Origin of the sequence: [Mycoplasma] falconis (genome assembly GCF_006385795.1) — a bacterium.
Lineage (GTDB): Bacteria > Bacillota_I > Bacilli_A > Mycoplasmatales > Metamycoplasmataceae > Metamycoplasma > Metamycoplasma falconis.
The window spans coordinates 1-17,119 of sequence record NZ_VFSS01000002.1; the positions used below are offsets into that span (position 1 = coordinate 1).

General features: G+C 28.4%; 13 protein-coding genes. 7 read left to right on the forward strand and 6 right to left on the reverse strand.

Annotated elements, in window-relative coordinates; all coding sequences use genetic code 4:
- Positions 1 to 175: 175 nt before the first annotated feature.
- A complete protein-coding gene (gene gyrA / locus FJO69_RS06550; RefSeq protein WP_140781084.1) occupies positions 176 to 2,899 on the reverse strand; it encodes a DNA gyrase subunit A in 2,724 nt (907 codons plus the stop codon).
- 120 nt (positions 2,900 to 3,019) lie between these two features.
- Positions 3,020 to 3,625 carry a tRNA (guanosine(46)-N7)-methyltransferase TrmB gene (gene trmB / locus FJO69_RS00685; RefSeq protein WP_140781085.1) on the reverse strand — a complete coding sequence of 202 codons (606 nt, stop codon included), beginning with the start codon at positions 3,623 to 3,625 and terminating at the stop codon, positions 3,020 to 3,022.
- Between the two features lie 127 nt (positions 3,626 to 3,752).
- Between trmB and FJO69_RS00690 the strand changes: the two genes are divergently transcribed.
- Positions 3,753 to 4,367 carry a DUF402 domain-containing protein gene (locus FJO69_RS00690; protein ID WP_140781086.1) on the forward strand — a complete coding sequence of 205 codons (615 nt, stop codon included), beginning with the start codon at positions 3,753 to 3,755 and terminating at the stop codon, positions 4,365 to 4,367.
- 11 nt (positions 4,368 to 4,378) lie between these two features.
- Here FJO69_RS00690 and ftsH read toward each other — a convergent pair whose 3' ends face one another.
- From ftsH to FJO69_RS06555, 4 genes are read right to left on the reverse strand one after another with little or no spacing between them, the layout of a single operon-like run.
- The gene (gene ftsH, locus FJO69_RS00695) at positions 4,379 to 6,553 is read right to left on the reverse strand and encodes an ATP-dependent zinc metalloprotease FtsH (RefSeq protein WP_140781087.1); all 2,175 of its coding nucleotides are present in this window, start codon (positions 6,551 to 6,553) and stop codon (positions 4,379 to 4,381) included.
- Between the two features lie 50 nt (positions 6,554 to 6,603).
- A complete protein-coding gene (gene tilS / locus FJO69_RS00700) occupies positions 6,604 to 7,530 on the reverse strand; it encodes a tRNA lysidine(34) synthetase TilS (RefSeq protein ID WP_140781088.1) in 927 nt (308 codons plus the stop codon).
- Positions 7,523 to 8,074 (reverse strand): aminoacyl-tRNA hydrolase, encoded by a 552-nt coding sequence (pth, locus tag FJO69_RS00705; protein WP_140781089.1) that lies wholly within the window; start codon positions 8,072 to 8,074, stop codon positions 7,523 to 7,525. Before pth ends, tilS begins: the two co-directional genes overlap by 8 nt.
- Before the next feature lies 1 nt (position 8,075).
- Positions 8,076 to 10,331 (reverse strand): ATP-dependent DNA helicase, encoded by a 2,256-nt coding sequence (locus tag FJO69_RS06555; protein WP_140781090.1) that lies wholly within the window; start codon positions 10,329 to 10,331, stop codon positions 8,076 to 8,078.
- Positions 10,332 to 10,467: 136 nt separating this feature from the next.
- Between FJO69_RS06555 and serS the strand changes: the two genes are divergently transcribed.
- From serS to gyrB, 6 genes are all read left to right on the forward strand, one after another.
- Positions 10,468 to 11,730: a serine--tRNA ligase gene (gene serS, locus FJO69_RS06560; protein ID WP_140781091.1), complete on the forward strand. Its 1,263-nt coding sequence runs from the start codon at positions 10,468 to 10,470 to the stop codon at positions 11,728 to 11,730.
- A 303-nt stretch (positions 11,731 to 12,033) separates the two neighbouring features.
- Positions 12,034 to 12,582 (forward strand): translation initiation factor IF-3, encoded by a 549-nt coding sequence (gene infC, locus FJO69_RS00720; RefSeq protein ID WP_140781177.1) that lies wholly within the window; start codon positions 12,034 to 12,036, stop codon positions 12,580 to 12,582.
- A 1-nt stretch (position 12,583) separates the two neighbouring features.
- The gene (gene rpmI / locus FJO69_RS00725) at positions 12,584 to 12,772 is read left to right on the forward strand and encodes a 50S ribosomal protein L35 (protein ID WP_140781092.1); all 189 of its coding nucleotides are present in this window, start codon (positions 12,584 to 12,586) and stop codon (positions 12,770 to 12,772) included.
- A gap of 24 nt (positions 12,773 to 12,796) precedes the next feature.
- Positions 12,797 to 13,156: a 50S ribosomal protein L20 gene (gene rplT / locus FJO69_RS00730; protein WP_140781093.1), complete on the forward strand. Its 360-nt coding sequence runs from the start codon at positions 12,797 to 12,799 to the stop codon at positions 13,154 to 13,156.
- A gap of 77 nt (positions 13,157 to 13,233) precedes the next feature.
- The gene (locus FJO69_RS06565; protein WP_140781094.1) at positions 13,234 to 15,060 is read left to right on the forward strand and encodes a hypothetical protein; all 1,827 of its coding nucleotides are present in this window, start codon (positions 13,234 to 13,236) and stop codon (positions 15,058 to 15,060) included.
- A gap of 113 nt (positions 15,061 to 15,173) precedes the next feature.
- Positions 15,174 to 17,117: a DNA topoisomerase (ATP-hydrolyzing) subunit B gene (gene gyrB / locus FJO69_RS00740; protein WP_140781095.1), complete on the forward strand. Its 1,944-nt coding sequence runs from the start codon at positions 15,174 to 15,176 to the stop codon at positions 17,115 to 17,117.
- Positions 17,118 to 17,119: the final 2 nt, after the last annotated feature.

Sequence of the window (17,119 nt, forward strand, 5' to 3'; positions counted from 1 at the left end):
AATTTATGAAATCTTCATAAAGAATCAAAATCTCTAATCATTCTTCTTGTTTTAATTGCTTCATAATTACTCCTTAATATATAAAAAGTGAACACATATATGTGTCCACTAATTTTGTCCTAGTTTATTTGTCTTGTTTTAAAAACACCAAAACTGCAGTTTTGATGTTTTTAAATTATTCTTCGTCTTCAATTACTTCGTCATCAACATGAATATTGTCTAATTCTTGGGTAACTTCTAATTGTTCATTTTCAGTTAAAGTTCGATCTAAATTTTCTTCACTTTGATCAACAATTTTAGCTACGGCGACAATATGTGATTTTCTGTTTTTTAAATTAACAAGTTTAACACCTTTAGAATTTCTTGCCACCACAGAAACATCGTTTAGAGAAAATCTAATTGAAACTCCATCAGAAGTCATAATAATCATATCTTCATTACCATGAACAGTAGCGGCATAAATAAGCTCGCCAGCTTTATCACCGTTTAAAGCAATAACCCCTTTAGAATTACGTCTAGTTTTTCTAAAAGTTTCAGCAAGAGTAATTTTACCGAATCCTTCTGAGCCTAAACTAAAGACATATTTACCATCTTTTGAAGAAGAAACTGAAACAACATAAGCCCCATCTGAAAGTTTAATTCCATTAACTCCTCTGGCTATACGGCTAATTGGTCTTACTTCACTAATATCAAATCTATTGACATAATTATTTGAAGCAGCAATAAATATTTCGTCATTATCGTTTGCTACCTGAGCATCAATTAATTGATCTCCTTCATTTAAAGAAAGAGCTACTTTACCATTTCGATTAATTCTTTCATATTCTGAAAGATAAGTTTTTTTGATAATTCCTTGTTTTGAAACTGTAACAAGGAATTGTTCGCCTTCATAATTATCAACAGAAATGATTTTGACAATTTTCTCATCTTTTTCGATAGCAGGAATAACGTTAATAATTGGTGTTCCTTTAGAAATTTTAGTTCCAACGGGAACTTCGTGTCCTCTTAAACGATATACCCTAGCAGAATTAGTAAAAATTAATAAATCGGTATGGGTATTGGTTACGATAATGTCTTGAATATCGTCATCTTGATAAGTTTTAGCAGTTGTAACTCCAACACCTCCTCTTTTTTGTTCACGATATTCTTCTAAGTCTAAACGTTTAATATAGTTATTAGTTGTAAAAGTAACAACAATATCTTTTTGCGGAATTAAATCTTCATTATTAATATCTGACATTTCGTCTCAATTAATTTCGCTACGACGTTTATCGCCGTATGCTTGTTTGATTTCTTGTAATTCTTTAATGATTAATTCAACTAATAATTCATGACTAGCAAGAATTGCTTTATATTCATCAATTCTTGCGTGAACTTGTTTAAGTTCTTCGTTCATTTTTTCGATTGCTAGACCGGTTAATCTACCTAATCTCATATCAACAATCGCTTTAGCCTGAATTTCTGATAAATTAAATTCAGCTGATAAACGGCTTTGAGCTTCGACATCAGTTTTAGAGGTTTTAATAATTTCTACTACACGGTCGATATTTTCAACACAGATTTTTAATCCTTCTAAAATGTGTGCTCTAGCTAGATCTTTTTCTAAATCAAATTGTAATCTTCTAGTAGTTACATCAATTTGATGTTCTAAATAAACTTCTAAAGCTTGTTTTAAATTTAAAAGTCTTGGTTCACCTTTAACAAGGGCGATCATGTTAAATGAGAAATTAGTTTGTAATCTAGTTAATTTAAATAATTTGTTTAAAACAACTTCGGGTACGTAAGTTTTTTTGATGTCGATAACCATTCTGATACCATCACGGTTAGATTCATCTCTAAAATCATGAATACCTTCAATTTTTTTATCTTTAATTAATTCAGCGATTTTTTCCATTATTTCAGTTTTCTTAACTTCATATGGAATTTCAGTTATCACAATTCTGTTTTTACCACTTTTTAATTCTTGAATATGAGATTTAGCTCTCATAGTAATTGAACCACGTCCGGTTTTATAAGCTTCAATTAAACCAGCTTTGTTAAATACGATTGCTCCGGTTGGAAAGTCTGGAGCTAAAACATAGTTCATAAGTTCATCTATACTAATTTCTGGGTTTTTAGCTAATTCACAAACCGCGTCAATTACTTCACCTAAATTATGTGGTGGAATATTAGTTGCCATACCAACAGCTATACCACTTGTTCCTGAAACTAATAAGTTAGGAAACTTAGCAGGTAAAACGATTGGTTCTTTTTCGGTTCCATCATAGTTATCAATAAAATCAACGGTATTCTTTTTAATACCATCAACCATAGCACCAGCTACTTTTGACATTCTAGCTTCGGTATAACGCATAGCGGCGGCTTCATCACCATCGATAGAACCAAAGTTACCGTGTCCATCAATTAAAGGATAACGAAGTGAAAAATCTTGAGCCATCCGCACCATAGCTTCGTAAACAGAAGAGTCACCATGAGGGTGATACTTACCTAAAACATCACCGACAATACGGGCTGATTTTTTATGGGGAGCCGTATGGAACATACCAAGTTCGCTCATACCATATAAAATTCTTCTATGAACTGGTTTTAATCCGTCTCTTGCATCAGGTAAGGCTCTTGATACAATAACACTCATTGCATATTCGATAAATGAGGTTTTCATAACAGAAGCTAAATTAGCAGGTTTTAATCCATCTTTTTCTGATTCTAAAATTTGACTTTGAACGATATAACCATCTTTTTCTTGTGGAACTTCTTCCTCTTCATCATCTTCGATTACTTTTGTTTCTTCTTCATCTAAAAAAACTTTTTTAATGGTGTCATCAAATTCGTAATAAATATCATCTTGGTTTGTTTGCTCTTCTAATTCTTTTTTATCTTTTTCGTCTTCAAATTGCATAATTACTCCGTAAAAATTAGTATATAAGATATACTAATTATAGCAAAAAACATTTATTTTTTTCTGGCTTAATTTAAGAGCAAAAATTAAAAATATCACCTTAACAAAAAGGCAATATTTTTAAAATTTAAAGGCAATAAAATTAATGTTTTTACCCATTTTATTAAATTTTTCTTCGTAATCAGTAAACACATTTTCAATTGGAAAATCACAATTGTGTAAATCGTTAGTATGATAAATTATTTTAGCTTTAAATTCTTTTAGTTCTTCTAAAGCATATTCGTATAAGCCATCGTTATCACTTTTAAAATAAATAATTCCGTCATCAGCTAAAATCTTTTTATAAATAGATAAAAAATCACGATAAACTAATCTTCTTTTAAAATGACGTTTTTTAGGTCAAGGATCACTAAAAGTCAATCAAATAGTATCAACTTTATTAGCCAAGTATTCTTCTAATTTAATAGCGTCTCCAATAATTACTTTAAAGTTATCTAAATTTAATTCATCAGCTTTTTTAATTGCACCTAAAGCTGGGGTTGAATATTTTTCTAAACCAATATAATTAATTTGAGGATGTAAACTAGCTAAAGTAGTAATCATTCTTCCTTTACCCATACCGATTTCTAAAACAGTATTTTTCTTTGTTTTATAAGGAAAATTTAAAATAGCATATTTTGATTCATTAATAATTCCTAAGGCGTCTTTATTGTGTCTCAATCTCATGGTAATAATGATATATTATTGTGCCTTTTTATAGCAAAATTTGATAACATTATTATGTTTAAAGCTAACCTTGGCTTTAACCAAGATAAATTAAAAATAAAAATGATAAACATGTCTGGAGAATTATATGTCTGACTTAAAGCAGAAAGGTAATTTTCAAGATTTATTTAATAAAAAAAATGCTAAAATCGATGGTAAAAATACCCGTCGTAAACTATTTGAAATTGGTGAAATAACTTCGATACAAGCCTTTAAATATGACGGAACCCTATACCGTCAATATGAAGGTGCTAAAATTGTTGCTAACCTCGAAGACTTTGTCGTGGTTTTATTAGTTAAAACCAAAGTAATGGAAGAAAAAATTAGTTGGGTAGTTTCTGACCCTATCTTATTTTTCTTTGCTAAAAATAAGTTTTATAATGCTTCTATAACCTTAAATAAATCGAAAAATAATTACATATATATAAATTTAGCCAGCCCTTTCTTTATCGATAACGGAATTATAAAATACATTGATTTTGATTTAGATATTAAAAGTTATGTTGACCGTGATTTTAACGTCATCGATTGACAAGATTTTAAAAACTCAATTGTTAAATATAAATATTCTTTAAAACTAATTTATCGTTTATATGATGAATTAGATTTCTTATACGAACAACACGATACCAAAAACGGCATTTTTTCTTCTCGATTAATTGATGGTTTAGAAAGAATGCTTAAAGAAAGCGGTGATATATAAAAAGACGAAGCTTAATTAGCCTCGTCTTTTTTATCATCATCATTATCAATATTATGTTTTTCAAGTTCTTTATCTAGATCATCTTTATATTTATCGTCTGAAATTTTCTTTTCGCCAGCAACTTCATTAAATAATTCATTAAAATCTTCTTCTGAATATTCTTTTTGCAATGTTTTTTTAGTTTTAGTAATTGCAGGAGGAAGTTCCATATGTTCAGCAATATAATCAATTTCTTCAGCAACGATAGTTTCATTAATAATTAAAGCATCTTTAATAAGTTCAAGTAATTGACGGTTTTTAGAAATAATGCCATAAGCATTTTTTTCAGCTGTTAAAATAATCTTTCTAATTTGTTCATCAATTTCTTGACCTACTTTACTTGAAAATGAAGCATTTTTCATGTAATCTCTACCCAAGAAAGGATTGCCACTATCTTCTTCATATTTAATAGGACCTAAATCAGATAAACCTCATTCAGTAACCATTTTTCTAGCAATATTAGTTGCCTTGGCGATATCATCAGAAGCTCCGGTTGAAACATTATCTTTACCGTAAATAATTGCTTCTGCTACCCGACCGCCCATGAATGAAGTTATCATCGCAATTAGTTCTGATTTTGAACGGTTGTATTTTTCTTCTTCTGGCATCATTAGGTTATACCCACCAGCTTGACCTCTTGGAATAATCGTAATTTTTTGAACTTTATTTCCGCCAGGCAATTTAATACCAACAACAGCGTGTCCAGCTTCATGATAAGCTACGGCAACATTTTCTTTTTCTGAAATAGTACGTGATTTTTTGGCTGGTCCGGCCATAACTCTATCGATGGCTTCATCAATTTGATCTAAGGTAATTACATTAGTTCTTTCTCTAACACTTAATAATGAAGCTTCGTTAATTACATTTTCAAGTTGAGCTCCTGAAAAACCAGGAGTTCTTCTTGCTACTTGCATAAAGTTAATGTTAGGATCAATTCTTTTACCTTTAGCATGAAGTTTTAAAATTGCTTCTCTTTCTTTAACATCAGGTAAACCAACGGTAATAGTTCTATCAAAACGTCCAGGACGCATTAAGGCAGGGTCTAAAACGTCAGTACGGTTAGTTGCTGCCATAATAATAATTCCTGAGTTTTCTTTAATACCATCCATTTCAACTAATAGTTGGTTTAAAGTTTGTTCTCTTTCGTCATTACCGCCACCAATTCCGGCTCCACGTGAACGACCAACAGCATCTAATTCATCAATAAAGATAATAGCAGGAGCATTTTTTCTAGCTTCAGCAAACATATCTCTAACTCTTTTAGCCCCTAAACCGACGAACATTTCAACAAAGTTAGAAGCAGAAATAAAGAAGAATGGTACATTAGCTTCTCCGGCGGTCGCTTTTGCCATTAAAGTTTTACCAGTACCAGGAGGACCTCCAAGTAAAATACCCTTAGGAATTCTAGCTCCAGCAGCTGAGTATTTTTTAGGATTTTTTAGATAATCAACTAATTCAGCAACTTCTTCTTTAACTTCTTCGTTTCCAGCGATATCTGAGAATTTTTTATCGGTGTAAATTCTTTGGGCAACAGATTTAGAATTAAATGTACCAGGAATTTGTCCTTCTCTGTTTGCGTACATTCTAAACATGTAAATAGCACCTAAAATTAAAGTACCAAATAATAATGCAGAAATAGCAGGTTGAATATATGTAGATCATATACCAGGTTGAGGTACTGCTTGTGAATCAATTACCCCTTTACCATTAGTCATTGTATTTAAGACTTCTAAATAAGATGTTTGAGCAGCATTAGCAGCTCCAACAGCAGCATTAACAATAGCATCTGGTAATTCTCTGTATTGTAATCCGCTGACTTTAATCATAAAAGTATAACTATTGCCAACATATTGATAACCGACAAATGACTGAATTGCACTTTGGCTACCACTTACAGTTATAGTAATAACATTGCTATATGGATCATCAACTCATCTAGCTACGTAAAGACCGTCTTGGTGTTCGTATAAACCTTTAGCATTACTTAATAAAAAGTTAACACTCTTATAATTGGTAGTAGCATTTTGAATTAATTGGATCATTATTAAAATTAAAGTTATTAAGGCAATAACACCAAATAAAATTCCAACTGCCCCACCAAAACCTAAACGTTTACGTTGTTTGGGTTGTGGTTGTTTGTTTTCCATAATTGCTCCTTTCTAAAAGTTGTATAAGTATTAATAAATTATAATATTTATTAAAAAATAAGTTTGTTTTTAACTTTGTTTAAAAAACATTGATTATTTAATTTATATTTTGCAGTTCTATTATTAGAAAACAAAAACTGTTTAATATTTTCTATTTTGTAGCTGCTTAATTTAACATTTTTGAAATTATCATGTATTAATTTGAAAATTAAATTATTAATAAATTCACCTTGATTTTTAATAAAATCGCAATCAAATTCATTTTGTTTTCATTGATAATATATTTCTTTTATTGTTGTATTTTTAAAATCATTATTTTTATTTATTTGAAGAAATTCTTCATACAAATCATTTTTATCTTTTTCTTCTAATTTGCTAATCTCAAAACGAATTTTATTACGTGTATATTTATTGGTTTGCAAATTAGTATAATCAGTGGCAAATAACAACGATTTTTCATTGCATAAATCAATAATTTGGTTTTTATAAATTAAGTCAATAAAAGGTCTTAAAAAAATAAAATTTTCTTCTTTCCTTACTTCTTTAATGCCAAAAAATAAAGGGTTTCTTTTCGCTTCTTTTTGCATTAAAGCCGTTTCTAAAAAATCGTCTTTATGATGAGCTAAAACAATATTCTTAAAATTGTATTTTTTAGCTACTTGTTTAAAGAAATCATAACGTTTTTCTCTGGCTCAGTTTTCTATATTACCTTGTGGTTTTTGATCTTTTAAATCTAAAATTTCTAGTCTAATATTATTTTCTAAGCAATAAGACTCAACTAAATTTTGGTCGTATTGACTATCATAGCGAAAATGATAATTAACATGACACACAACAATATTAAAATCTTTTAAAAGATCTAAAAGGAAAACTGAATCAGGACCACCGCTAACCGCTAAAATAAAACCTTCGTTTTTATTTAAAAAATAATCTTTATTTAAAACCTTATTTTTTAAGTCTTGATAATTATTATTCATAAAGTTTTCCGCTATATTTATTCATAACAAATCTAATATCGTTAGAAATAAATGAAATTAAGGCTTCCGATGCTACTTCAATAATTCTGTCAATAACTATCGAATCAGCATAACTGAATTTACCTAAAACATAATCAATAACATTACCATCACGACCAATCCCAATTTTTAAACGTTTAATGTCTTCGCTATGTAATTTAGCAATTATATCTTTCATTCCATTATGACCGCCGGCAGAACCTTTTTGTCTAATAACAGCTTTACCAAGAACTACATCTAAATCGTCATAAACGATAATAACATCTTCTAAAGCTACATCGTAATAATTAGTAATCGCTGCAACAAAATCTCCACTTTTATTCATATAAGTTAATGGTTTAGCTAAAATTACTTCTTTATCCTTATAAAAAACTCCATTAAATTTCTTTTCGGTTAAAGGTGTTTGTAATTTTTCTGCCATTTTATCAATTACCATAAAACCAACGTTATGTCTAGTTTTAGCATATTCAACACCGGGGTTGCCTAATCCAACAATTAGTTTCATTTTATTCTCCTTGTCATAATAGTTTAATATTTGTTATTCTTTTTGAATCATCATCGTTTTGAATGCCATCAATTAAAGCGTTTTTTTCTCCAAAAATAACGCTTAAATGTTTTGCTCTGGTTACGGCTGTATAAATTAATTTTTTAGAAAGCAGTCTTTTTGCTTCTGAAAATAAAACGGTTAATACAATCGGACATTCACTACCTTGATATTTATGCACACTAGTACAATATGCCATATTAGTGTTTTCCACAAAATCTTTACGTGTATAAGTAACTAATTTATCATAGATTTCATATTGAACAGTAATATGTGAAAGCTCTTGTTCGCCTGTATTTCTTTTATCAATAAAAGTAAAACGAGAGATATATCCAATTTCACCATTAAAGGTTTTAGTTTTAGGATCATTAACTAAATTAATTACTTTATCACCAATCGCAAAAGTTCTTTCACGGTGTTTAACTACTTCTGCTTGTTCTTTTTGGCGATAATAATTACTTAAAGCAAGGTTAATTTCATCAATTCCAGTTTCATAGTTATAAATTGGACTTAAAACAGCAATATCTTTTTTGGTATAACCTTTATTTAAAAGTTCTTCTATTTTGTTAATTAAAACTTCTTTTAAATCATCTCTAAATGTTGGTTTAAATTGTGATTGTTGACCTTCAAAATTAGGCATTAATCCTTTGTTAATAGAAATAGCATCAACAACAATATCGAAGTTATCGGCTTGGCGATATATCTTATCTAGCTCAATTGTTTTAAAAATATTATTTTCAATAAAATCTCTAATTAAATAACCTGGTCCGATGGCTGGGAGTTGATCTTTATCTCCCACTAAAATAATTTTCTTTAAATATCTTTTGTTAATTCCTTTTAATAAAGCATCAAAAATATCAATACTTACCATCGAAAACTCGTCGATTATCAAACATTCACAACTAATTGGATGCCTTTCATTTATATTAAAACGATTATTATCAGGATCTCATTGTAGAAAACTGTGAATAGTTACAGCTTGAATATCTTTAATGTTTTTATTATTAATATTAATAGTTGCTCTACCAGTTGGCGTAACAACAACAATATCATCACTGTTATATTTCTTTTGTAACTGTCTTATTATTTCATTAGTGATTAAGGTTTTACCAGTTCCAGGTGAGCCGGTAATCAAAACCAAATTATCATTTAAAGCTGAATAAATTGCTTCTTCTTGTTTATCATCGAAGAAAGATTTCTTTTGATAATCAAACTTATAAATAGGTTTACTTTCTTTAATTAATCTAATGCGATCAACAATACTTTTTTCAATTTCAAAAACATGTTTGGGAGTTAAATATTCAACATCTTCGTAAAAGTTTAAAATCAATAATTTGTTTTTTATTAAATAGTAACAACCTTGATAAAAATCTTCAGTATTTCTTGGTATTAAAAGATCTGTCGTTGATATTTCCATTAAACTATCAAAAACTTTCTTAGATGCTATGCGAGTATTACCGCTATCAAAACAATATTTAATTAAAGCAGAATAAATATGAGCTCCTCATTTAGCTTCTTGATTTTCGTTTTTAAAATTATCGTCGTGAATTTTGTCAATATCGTTTAATCTAACTTCTTTGATGTTTTCAAAATAAAAACGATAAAAGTCTTCGTGATATTCTTTTAAAAAGTTATCGTAATTATCAAAATTTTTAACTATGTTTTTATACAAACTAGTTGATAAATTAAGTTTTAAAAAATAAATTTGATCTTTAACAATACTTGGATTAGATTTAAGATAATCAATGGAGATTTCTCAGTTATCTTCACTAATGCCATATTTTTCAGGATTAATATCTTCTGATAACATCTTAGCTAAAACATCGACACCTAAATCAGAAACTAATCTTTTAGCTTTAGCTTCACCAATACCAGGAAAATTAGCACTTTTTAAAAACTTAACAATGTAGTTTAGTTTATAACTATCATCTTCTCCTAGAGGAAAAACATCTATACATGTATAGCTGTTTTTATGTTTACTGTTACGATTTCATTTAACTTCTACTTCGTATTTTTTATTATTAAATTCAATTTTTTTATCTAAAAATAAGTTGTTTTTTAGGATTATTGAAATGTTAGAAAATTTATTTAAAACAATTGGATTATTAATATCGTTATCAATAACTTTAAAAGATAAAATTACCGTTTCCATATTATTGGGTGAAGCTCACAAAGTGGTTGAAAAATTTCCTCTTAGTCGATAAGTTGTTTCTGCCATAATATTAAAATTTTACCACAAAGTGATTTTTAGAATTAGAGCGTTAAGGCAATTAAAGATCGTTGCTTTTATTTAATTAAAATAAATAAAAAATATTAAAATATTACCGGTACTAAATTTAAAAAAGAGGTTAAACATGTTAGATTTAAAATACATTATTAATAATAAAAACGAAGTAGTTAAAAAACTATCAAGCCGTAATTTTGATTTATCAATTATTAACGAAATTATTGAACTAGGTGAAACGAGAAATAAATTAATTCACAAACTAGAACAACTACAAGCCCAAAGAAATAAACTAAGCGAAGAAATTGGTATTAAATTAAGAAATAAACAAAATGCCGATGAAGAAATGAACCAAGTTAACGAAATCAAGCAACAAATTGAAGTTGCTGACGCCGAAGCAGACGCAATTGTTAAAAAAGTTAACGACTTAATGATTCAAGTTCCTAATTTACCTTATGACGAAGTTCCACTAGGTTTTGATGATCTTGATAATAAAGTTATAGCCGAACATCCTAATTTAGGTCGTGGTTTAGTTAAAGGTGTTTTACCTCACTATGAAGTAGCGGTTAAACTTGACATCGTCGATTTTGTAAGAGCTGTTAAATTAGCCAGAACTAGATTTACTTTATATAAAAATGACGGGGCAAAATTAGTTAGAGCTTTAGCAGCATTTATGCTAGACACTCATATTGCTAATGGTTATAAAGAAATAATGCCAGCCCACCTTGTTAATTCAAACATGTTATATGGCACCGGACAGCTTCCTAAATTTTCAGAAGATCTATTTAAAATCCAAGATAATGATCTTTGATTAATACCTACTGCCGAAGTTCCAGTAACTAATTATCATTACGACGAAATACTAAACTTAGATAACCCAATTAAATATGTTGCTTATACTAAATGTTTTAGATCAGAAGCTGGATCAAGCGGTAAAGATACAAGAGGTTTAATTAGACAACACGAATTTCATAAAGTTGAATTAGTAAAAATTGTATCTGAAAAAGACGGTATGACAGAATGAGAAAAAACCGTTAATGACGCTAAATCAATTTTAGATAAATTAGAATTACCATATCGTGAAGTATTACTTTCAACCGGCGATTTAGGTTTTTCATCAGCTAAAACTGTTGATCTTGAACTTTGAATGCCATCAGAACAAAAATATCGTGAAACTTCTTCTATTTCAATCTTTAAAGATTTCCAAGCTAGAAGAGCAAAAATTAGATATAAAGAAAACGGCAAAACTAAATATGCTTACACCATTAATGGTTCAGGTTTAGCCATCGATAGAGTAGTTGCTTCTATCTTAGAAAATTATCAAAATGAAGACGGCACAATTTCTGTGCCAAAAGTATTAATTCCATATATGCAAAAAGAAATTATTAAATAATAAAATCCTAAATCGGGATTTTTTCTTTATTAAAAATTTAAATTAACTTAATTTAAGTCATTTTTTAGCTTTTTTATTTATAAAAAACTTTTATGTTATAATGTTAATGCTTTTATTAGCAAAAAGAAGATTCATTTCTCACCTAAGTGATTTTTTGCTGGGTTGCTACAATAAAGATTATTTTGTAGTTTTTGGGAAGTGGATTGTCCACTTTTTATTTTATTTAAGGAGGAAGTTATTAATAACAATAACGATCAAAACGGTACTTTTAGCAATAGCCGTAAACCAAAATCAGAACATTACATCAACTCACAAATTCCTTACAAAAAAGTATTTGTAATCGGACCAGAAAACGAAAAAATTGGTGTTTTAACCAAAGATCAAGCAATTGAAAAAGCTAAAGAATTTAATATGGATTTAGTTTTAATTGCGATCGAACAAAACAAACCAATTACCAAAATCTTGGATTATGGTAAATTCAAATACGACAAAAAGAAAAAAGAAAAAGCAGTTAAGGAAAAACAAGCAGTAACTATTAACCGTGAAATTAGATTAACACCTTTAATAGGACAACACGACCTTGAAACAAAAGCTAGAAAAGCCAGAGAATTTATTTTAGATGGCAATAGAGTTAAAGTTTCAGTTAAATTTAGAGGACGTGAAAGAGCAAGAATAGAACTTGGTGAAGACATTCTGAAAAACTTTTTTGCTTTGGTTGAAGACATTGCTAAAATCTCAAAAGAAGCAACTTTAGTTAATGAACGTTTCTTAGACATGTATATTGAAAAAGATAAACGTAAGGTTGAATCATTAGCAAAAAATACCGTACCTTCAGAAACAAAAGGAGAATAACATGCCAAAAATGAAAACCAAAAGCGGTTTAAAGAAAAGAATTAAAGTAACCGCAACGGGTAAAGTTAAACGTGGAAATGCATATAGATCACACTTAGCACAAAACAAAACCACAAAACAAAAACGTCAATCTCGTAAAGCTTCAACATTATCAAGTTCAGACTTCAAGAGATACAAAGAATTAATTTAATTTATATTTAGAAAGGAATAAGATATGCGTACAAGAGGCGGAATCGTTACAAGAAGAAGACGTTCAAAATGACTAAAATTAGCTAAAGGATACTGAGGACACAAATCAATCGGTTATAAAGTAGCTAAACAAGCTGTTGTTAAATCATGAACATATGCATTCAGAGACAGAAAACAAGTAAAACGTGAATTTAGAAAACTATGAATCGCTCGTATTAATGCTGCTGCTAGACCAATGGGAATTACTTATTCAAGATTAATCGAAGGTTTAAAAGCTGCTAACGTACAAGTAAACAGAAAAATGTTATCTGAATTAGCAATTAACTACCCAACTACTTTTGCTCAAATCGTTGAAAAAGCAAAAGCTGCTTTATCAAGTAAATAATAATTTAACCAGTTAAGCTAAAAAGCTAACTGGTTTTATTTTGTCTTAGATTAAATAAACCTTATACAATTAATAATATGCATAAAAAAATAAGCTATATTTCAGATAATAACCCAATTAAAACTTTTTATTTGCCTAAATTAGAACAAGCCAAAACTGAATACGAAATTTTGCAAACAAAGTTTTTTGAAAAGAACAATCATCATTTAAAAAAGATTGAAGAAAAAATACAAGATTTAAAAAACCAAAACAAAAAAGCTAAACAAAAACTAGCTTGAAAAAATCACATAGCTTTAAGAAAACTTTTAAACATTATTCTTGTTTTTTTATCAATCTTTATTATTGGTTTTATTTTCGCTCCAATATATCGTTGAAACAATAAAACGACCGATGCTTATGATGAAGAAATCAAAAATATGGAAGCTAAATTAGACGAATTAATAGCTAAAGAAAAAATAAAGCTTCTTAAAATATTTTCATTAGTTTCGCCTTATGATCTTCAAACTAATATTCTTAAAAAATTAGGTTTTAAAGTAGATAATAAAGTTGACAATAACTTACTTAAAGTAGTTTCAACTAGAAACCATTTTGAAAACTATATTGATATTAAAAAATATACTTATGATAACTTTTATTTTTATAACGCTTATTACACCACAATAAATTGAGATTTTATTTTTTATAAAAACTCTAAATCTGTTGTTAAAAAATTTGGTGGGGTTAGTGTAGCCACTACTGTTGGTGGTGTTAGAAAACAAGCTTCTCCTTTTGTTAATATTATTCAATCAATAATTTATCCGACTTCTTATTTAACTGATCTTAATTTTAAAGTTAATAAATATGTTAATGTATGAGAAAGAGGTATTTACGAAACTTCTTCTATTACAAAATCTATTTATGAATTAAAAAGTTTTAATAATAACTTTAAGCTTGAATTTAATGATAAAAATTTAGTTAAACAATTCTTTAATAAAGAAGTACAAAAAAACTTTTTAGAATTTAGAAAATTTGAAAAAAAACAATTAAATAATGATGTCAGATTGATTAAATATCAAAATATTTTATATACCAAAAGAAAAATAGATGACGACACTTTTATCAACGACACTAATTGATGAGTACAAAATATTATTAGTAAAAACTGAATGGTTTCTTTTGAAGAAGTAGTTAAAAAACTGCGTCAAAATATCATTAATAATATTGAATATATTTTACGTAGTTTAACAATTATTATGCTTAATAAAAAAGCTTTAAATCAAGCTGAAAACTTAGATTCAAAAGACTTTAAAACATTAAAAAATAATTACGTATTTAATTCTATTTATTTACATAAAATGTTAGATTTTGTCGAACAAAAAAACGATACAAAAATTTATTTAAAAGATATAAAGGTTATTAAAGAAAATAAATTAAAAATATTTGATTTTAATATTTATGGTTTTAATAAAACTAACAAAATTGATTATGTAAATCAAGAAGGAACGATTATTGATATTCCTTATCAAGAATTTAATCTTTCATTTGAAAAGAAACTTATTTATTTAATAAAAGACATTAAAATAAACAATCTACAAATCTTAACAAACAAGAATAATGAATATCAAAATGTTAAACAATTAAACAAACATTGCAATCGTTTAATTAATAAATGAAACATTGCAATTAACGAATTAAAAATTGATGAAAAATTAAATTTAAAACAACTTAAAAAAGCTATCGATTTTATTGATTATTTATTTAATAATTACCCATATTTAAACACTTTTGCGAATATTAAAATAGATGAAAATGGTTTAGGTTTATTTATTAATAAACCGCATGAATTACCTGAAGATTTTAAAAAATACAACATTAATAATACAAGCCAAGAATTAATTGAAAAATGAAGAAACATGTCTGATTAAAAGGCGTGTTTTTTTATCTTAATTTAGTAATTTTGCCGCCTAGCTTTTAGTTTTGATTTTGGTATAATTAGTAATATATTTATAAAATAAATATATTTAAGATGAGGTAAGAAATGACTGATACAGAAGAAACAAAAAAATATTCCGCTGATAATATTCAGGTTCTAGAAGGCTTAGAAGCTGTTAGAAAAAGACCTGGTATGTATATAGGTTCTATCGGGTTTAGAGGTTTACACCACTTAATTTGAGAAATTGTTGATAACTCTGTCGACGAAGCTATGGCAGGTTTTGCTAGCGAAATTACAATTAGACTTTATCCAAATAATACAATTGAAATTATTGACGACGGTCGTGGTATGCCAGTTGGTATTCACCCTAAAACTCAAAAATCAACCGTTGAAACAATTTTAACTGTCCTTCATGCCGGAGGTAAATTTGACTCTTCAACTTATAAAGTTTCTGGGGGATTACACGGGGTAGGAGCTTCAGTAGTTAATGCTTTAAGTGACCACTTAGAAGTTTGAGTTAAAAGAGAAGGTAAATTACATTATCAAGAATTTATTAACGGAGGAAATCCAGTTAAAGGTCTTGAAGTTGTAGGACAAGTTGAAGAAGGAGTTACTGGAACTACTATTAAATTCCATCCTGATTACACAGTTATGGAAAAAGTTGATTTTGACTTTGGAACTATTTTAGATCACTCTAAACAAATAGCTTATTTAAATAAAGGCTTAAAAATTAATGTTGAAAACGTAGAAAAAAATATTAAAAAAACTTTCCACTTTGAAGGTGGTTTAGTTGACTATGTTCACGAATTAAATAAAGGTAAAAAAGTTATTACTCCTGAGGTTATCTATGCTGAAGGAAGTTTTAGAGATAAAGTTCAAGGTGCAGAAGAAGTTATGGTTGAAATTGCTATGCAATATAACGAAGCTTATACAACCAATGTAGTTTCATATGCTAACAATATCCAAACTGTTGATGGTGGTACTCACGAACAAGGTTTTTATGATGCCTTAGTAAGAATTTTTAACCACTACGCAGAAGAAAACAAATTATATAAAAATGGAAATGAAAAAATTTCTCGTGAAGATGTTAAAGATGGTTTAACAGCTATTATTTCTATTAAACATACTGATCCTATTTTTGAAGGTCAAACCAAAGGTAAACTAGAAAACAGAGATGCTAGAATGGCATCTAATAAAGTTATTTCTGAAACTCTAGAAAAATACATGTTAGAAAATCCTAACATTGCTAAATTAATTGTTGAAAAATGTTTATTATCACAAAGATCAAGATTAGCTGCAAATGCTGCTAGAGATTTAACTAGAAAAAAAGATGGAAACGATATTGGAAATTTACCAGGTAAACTAGCTGATTGTTCATCTAAAAATGCTGAAGTTAGAGAACTATTTATTGTCGAAGGTAACTCAGCTGGTGGTTCAGCTAAAATGGGACGTGATCGTTCTATTCAAGCTATTTTACCGCTACGTGGTAAAGTTATTAACGCTGAAAAAAATTCTTTCCAAACAGTTATAAGCAATAAAGAAATTGCTACTATGGTTCACGCCTTAGGAACAGGCATAAATCAAGAATTTAATATTAATAAACTTAAATATCACAAAATTGTTATTATGACTGATGCCGACGTCGACGGAGCCCACATTACAACTTTATTACTAACATTTTTCTATCGTCATATGAGACCTTTAATTGAATATGGTTTTGTATACATTGCTCAACCTCCTTTATATAAAATTTCATCAGGTAAAACTGTAGCTTACGCTTATAATGATGCTCAAAAAGAAGAAATTTTAAGCACACTTGAAGATAAGAAAAACATTAATATTCAGCGTTATAAAGGACTTGGAGAAATGGACCCAGAACAACTTTGAGAAACAACTATGGATCCAGCTAAAAGAAAAATGTTACAAGTTCAAATTGATGACATTGCCGTTTGCGACACTATTTTTTCAACCTTAATGGGAGAAGAAATTGAACCTCGTCATGACTTTATTCAAGAAAACGCTAAATTTGCTAACAACATCGATTTTTAGGT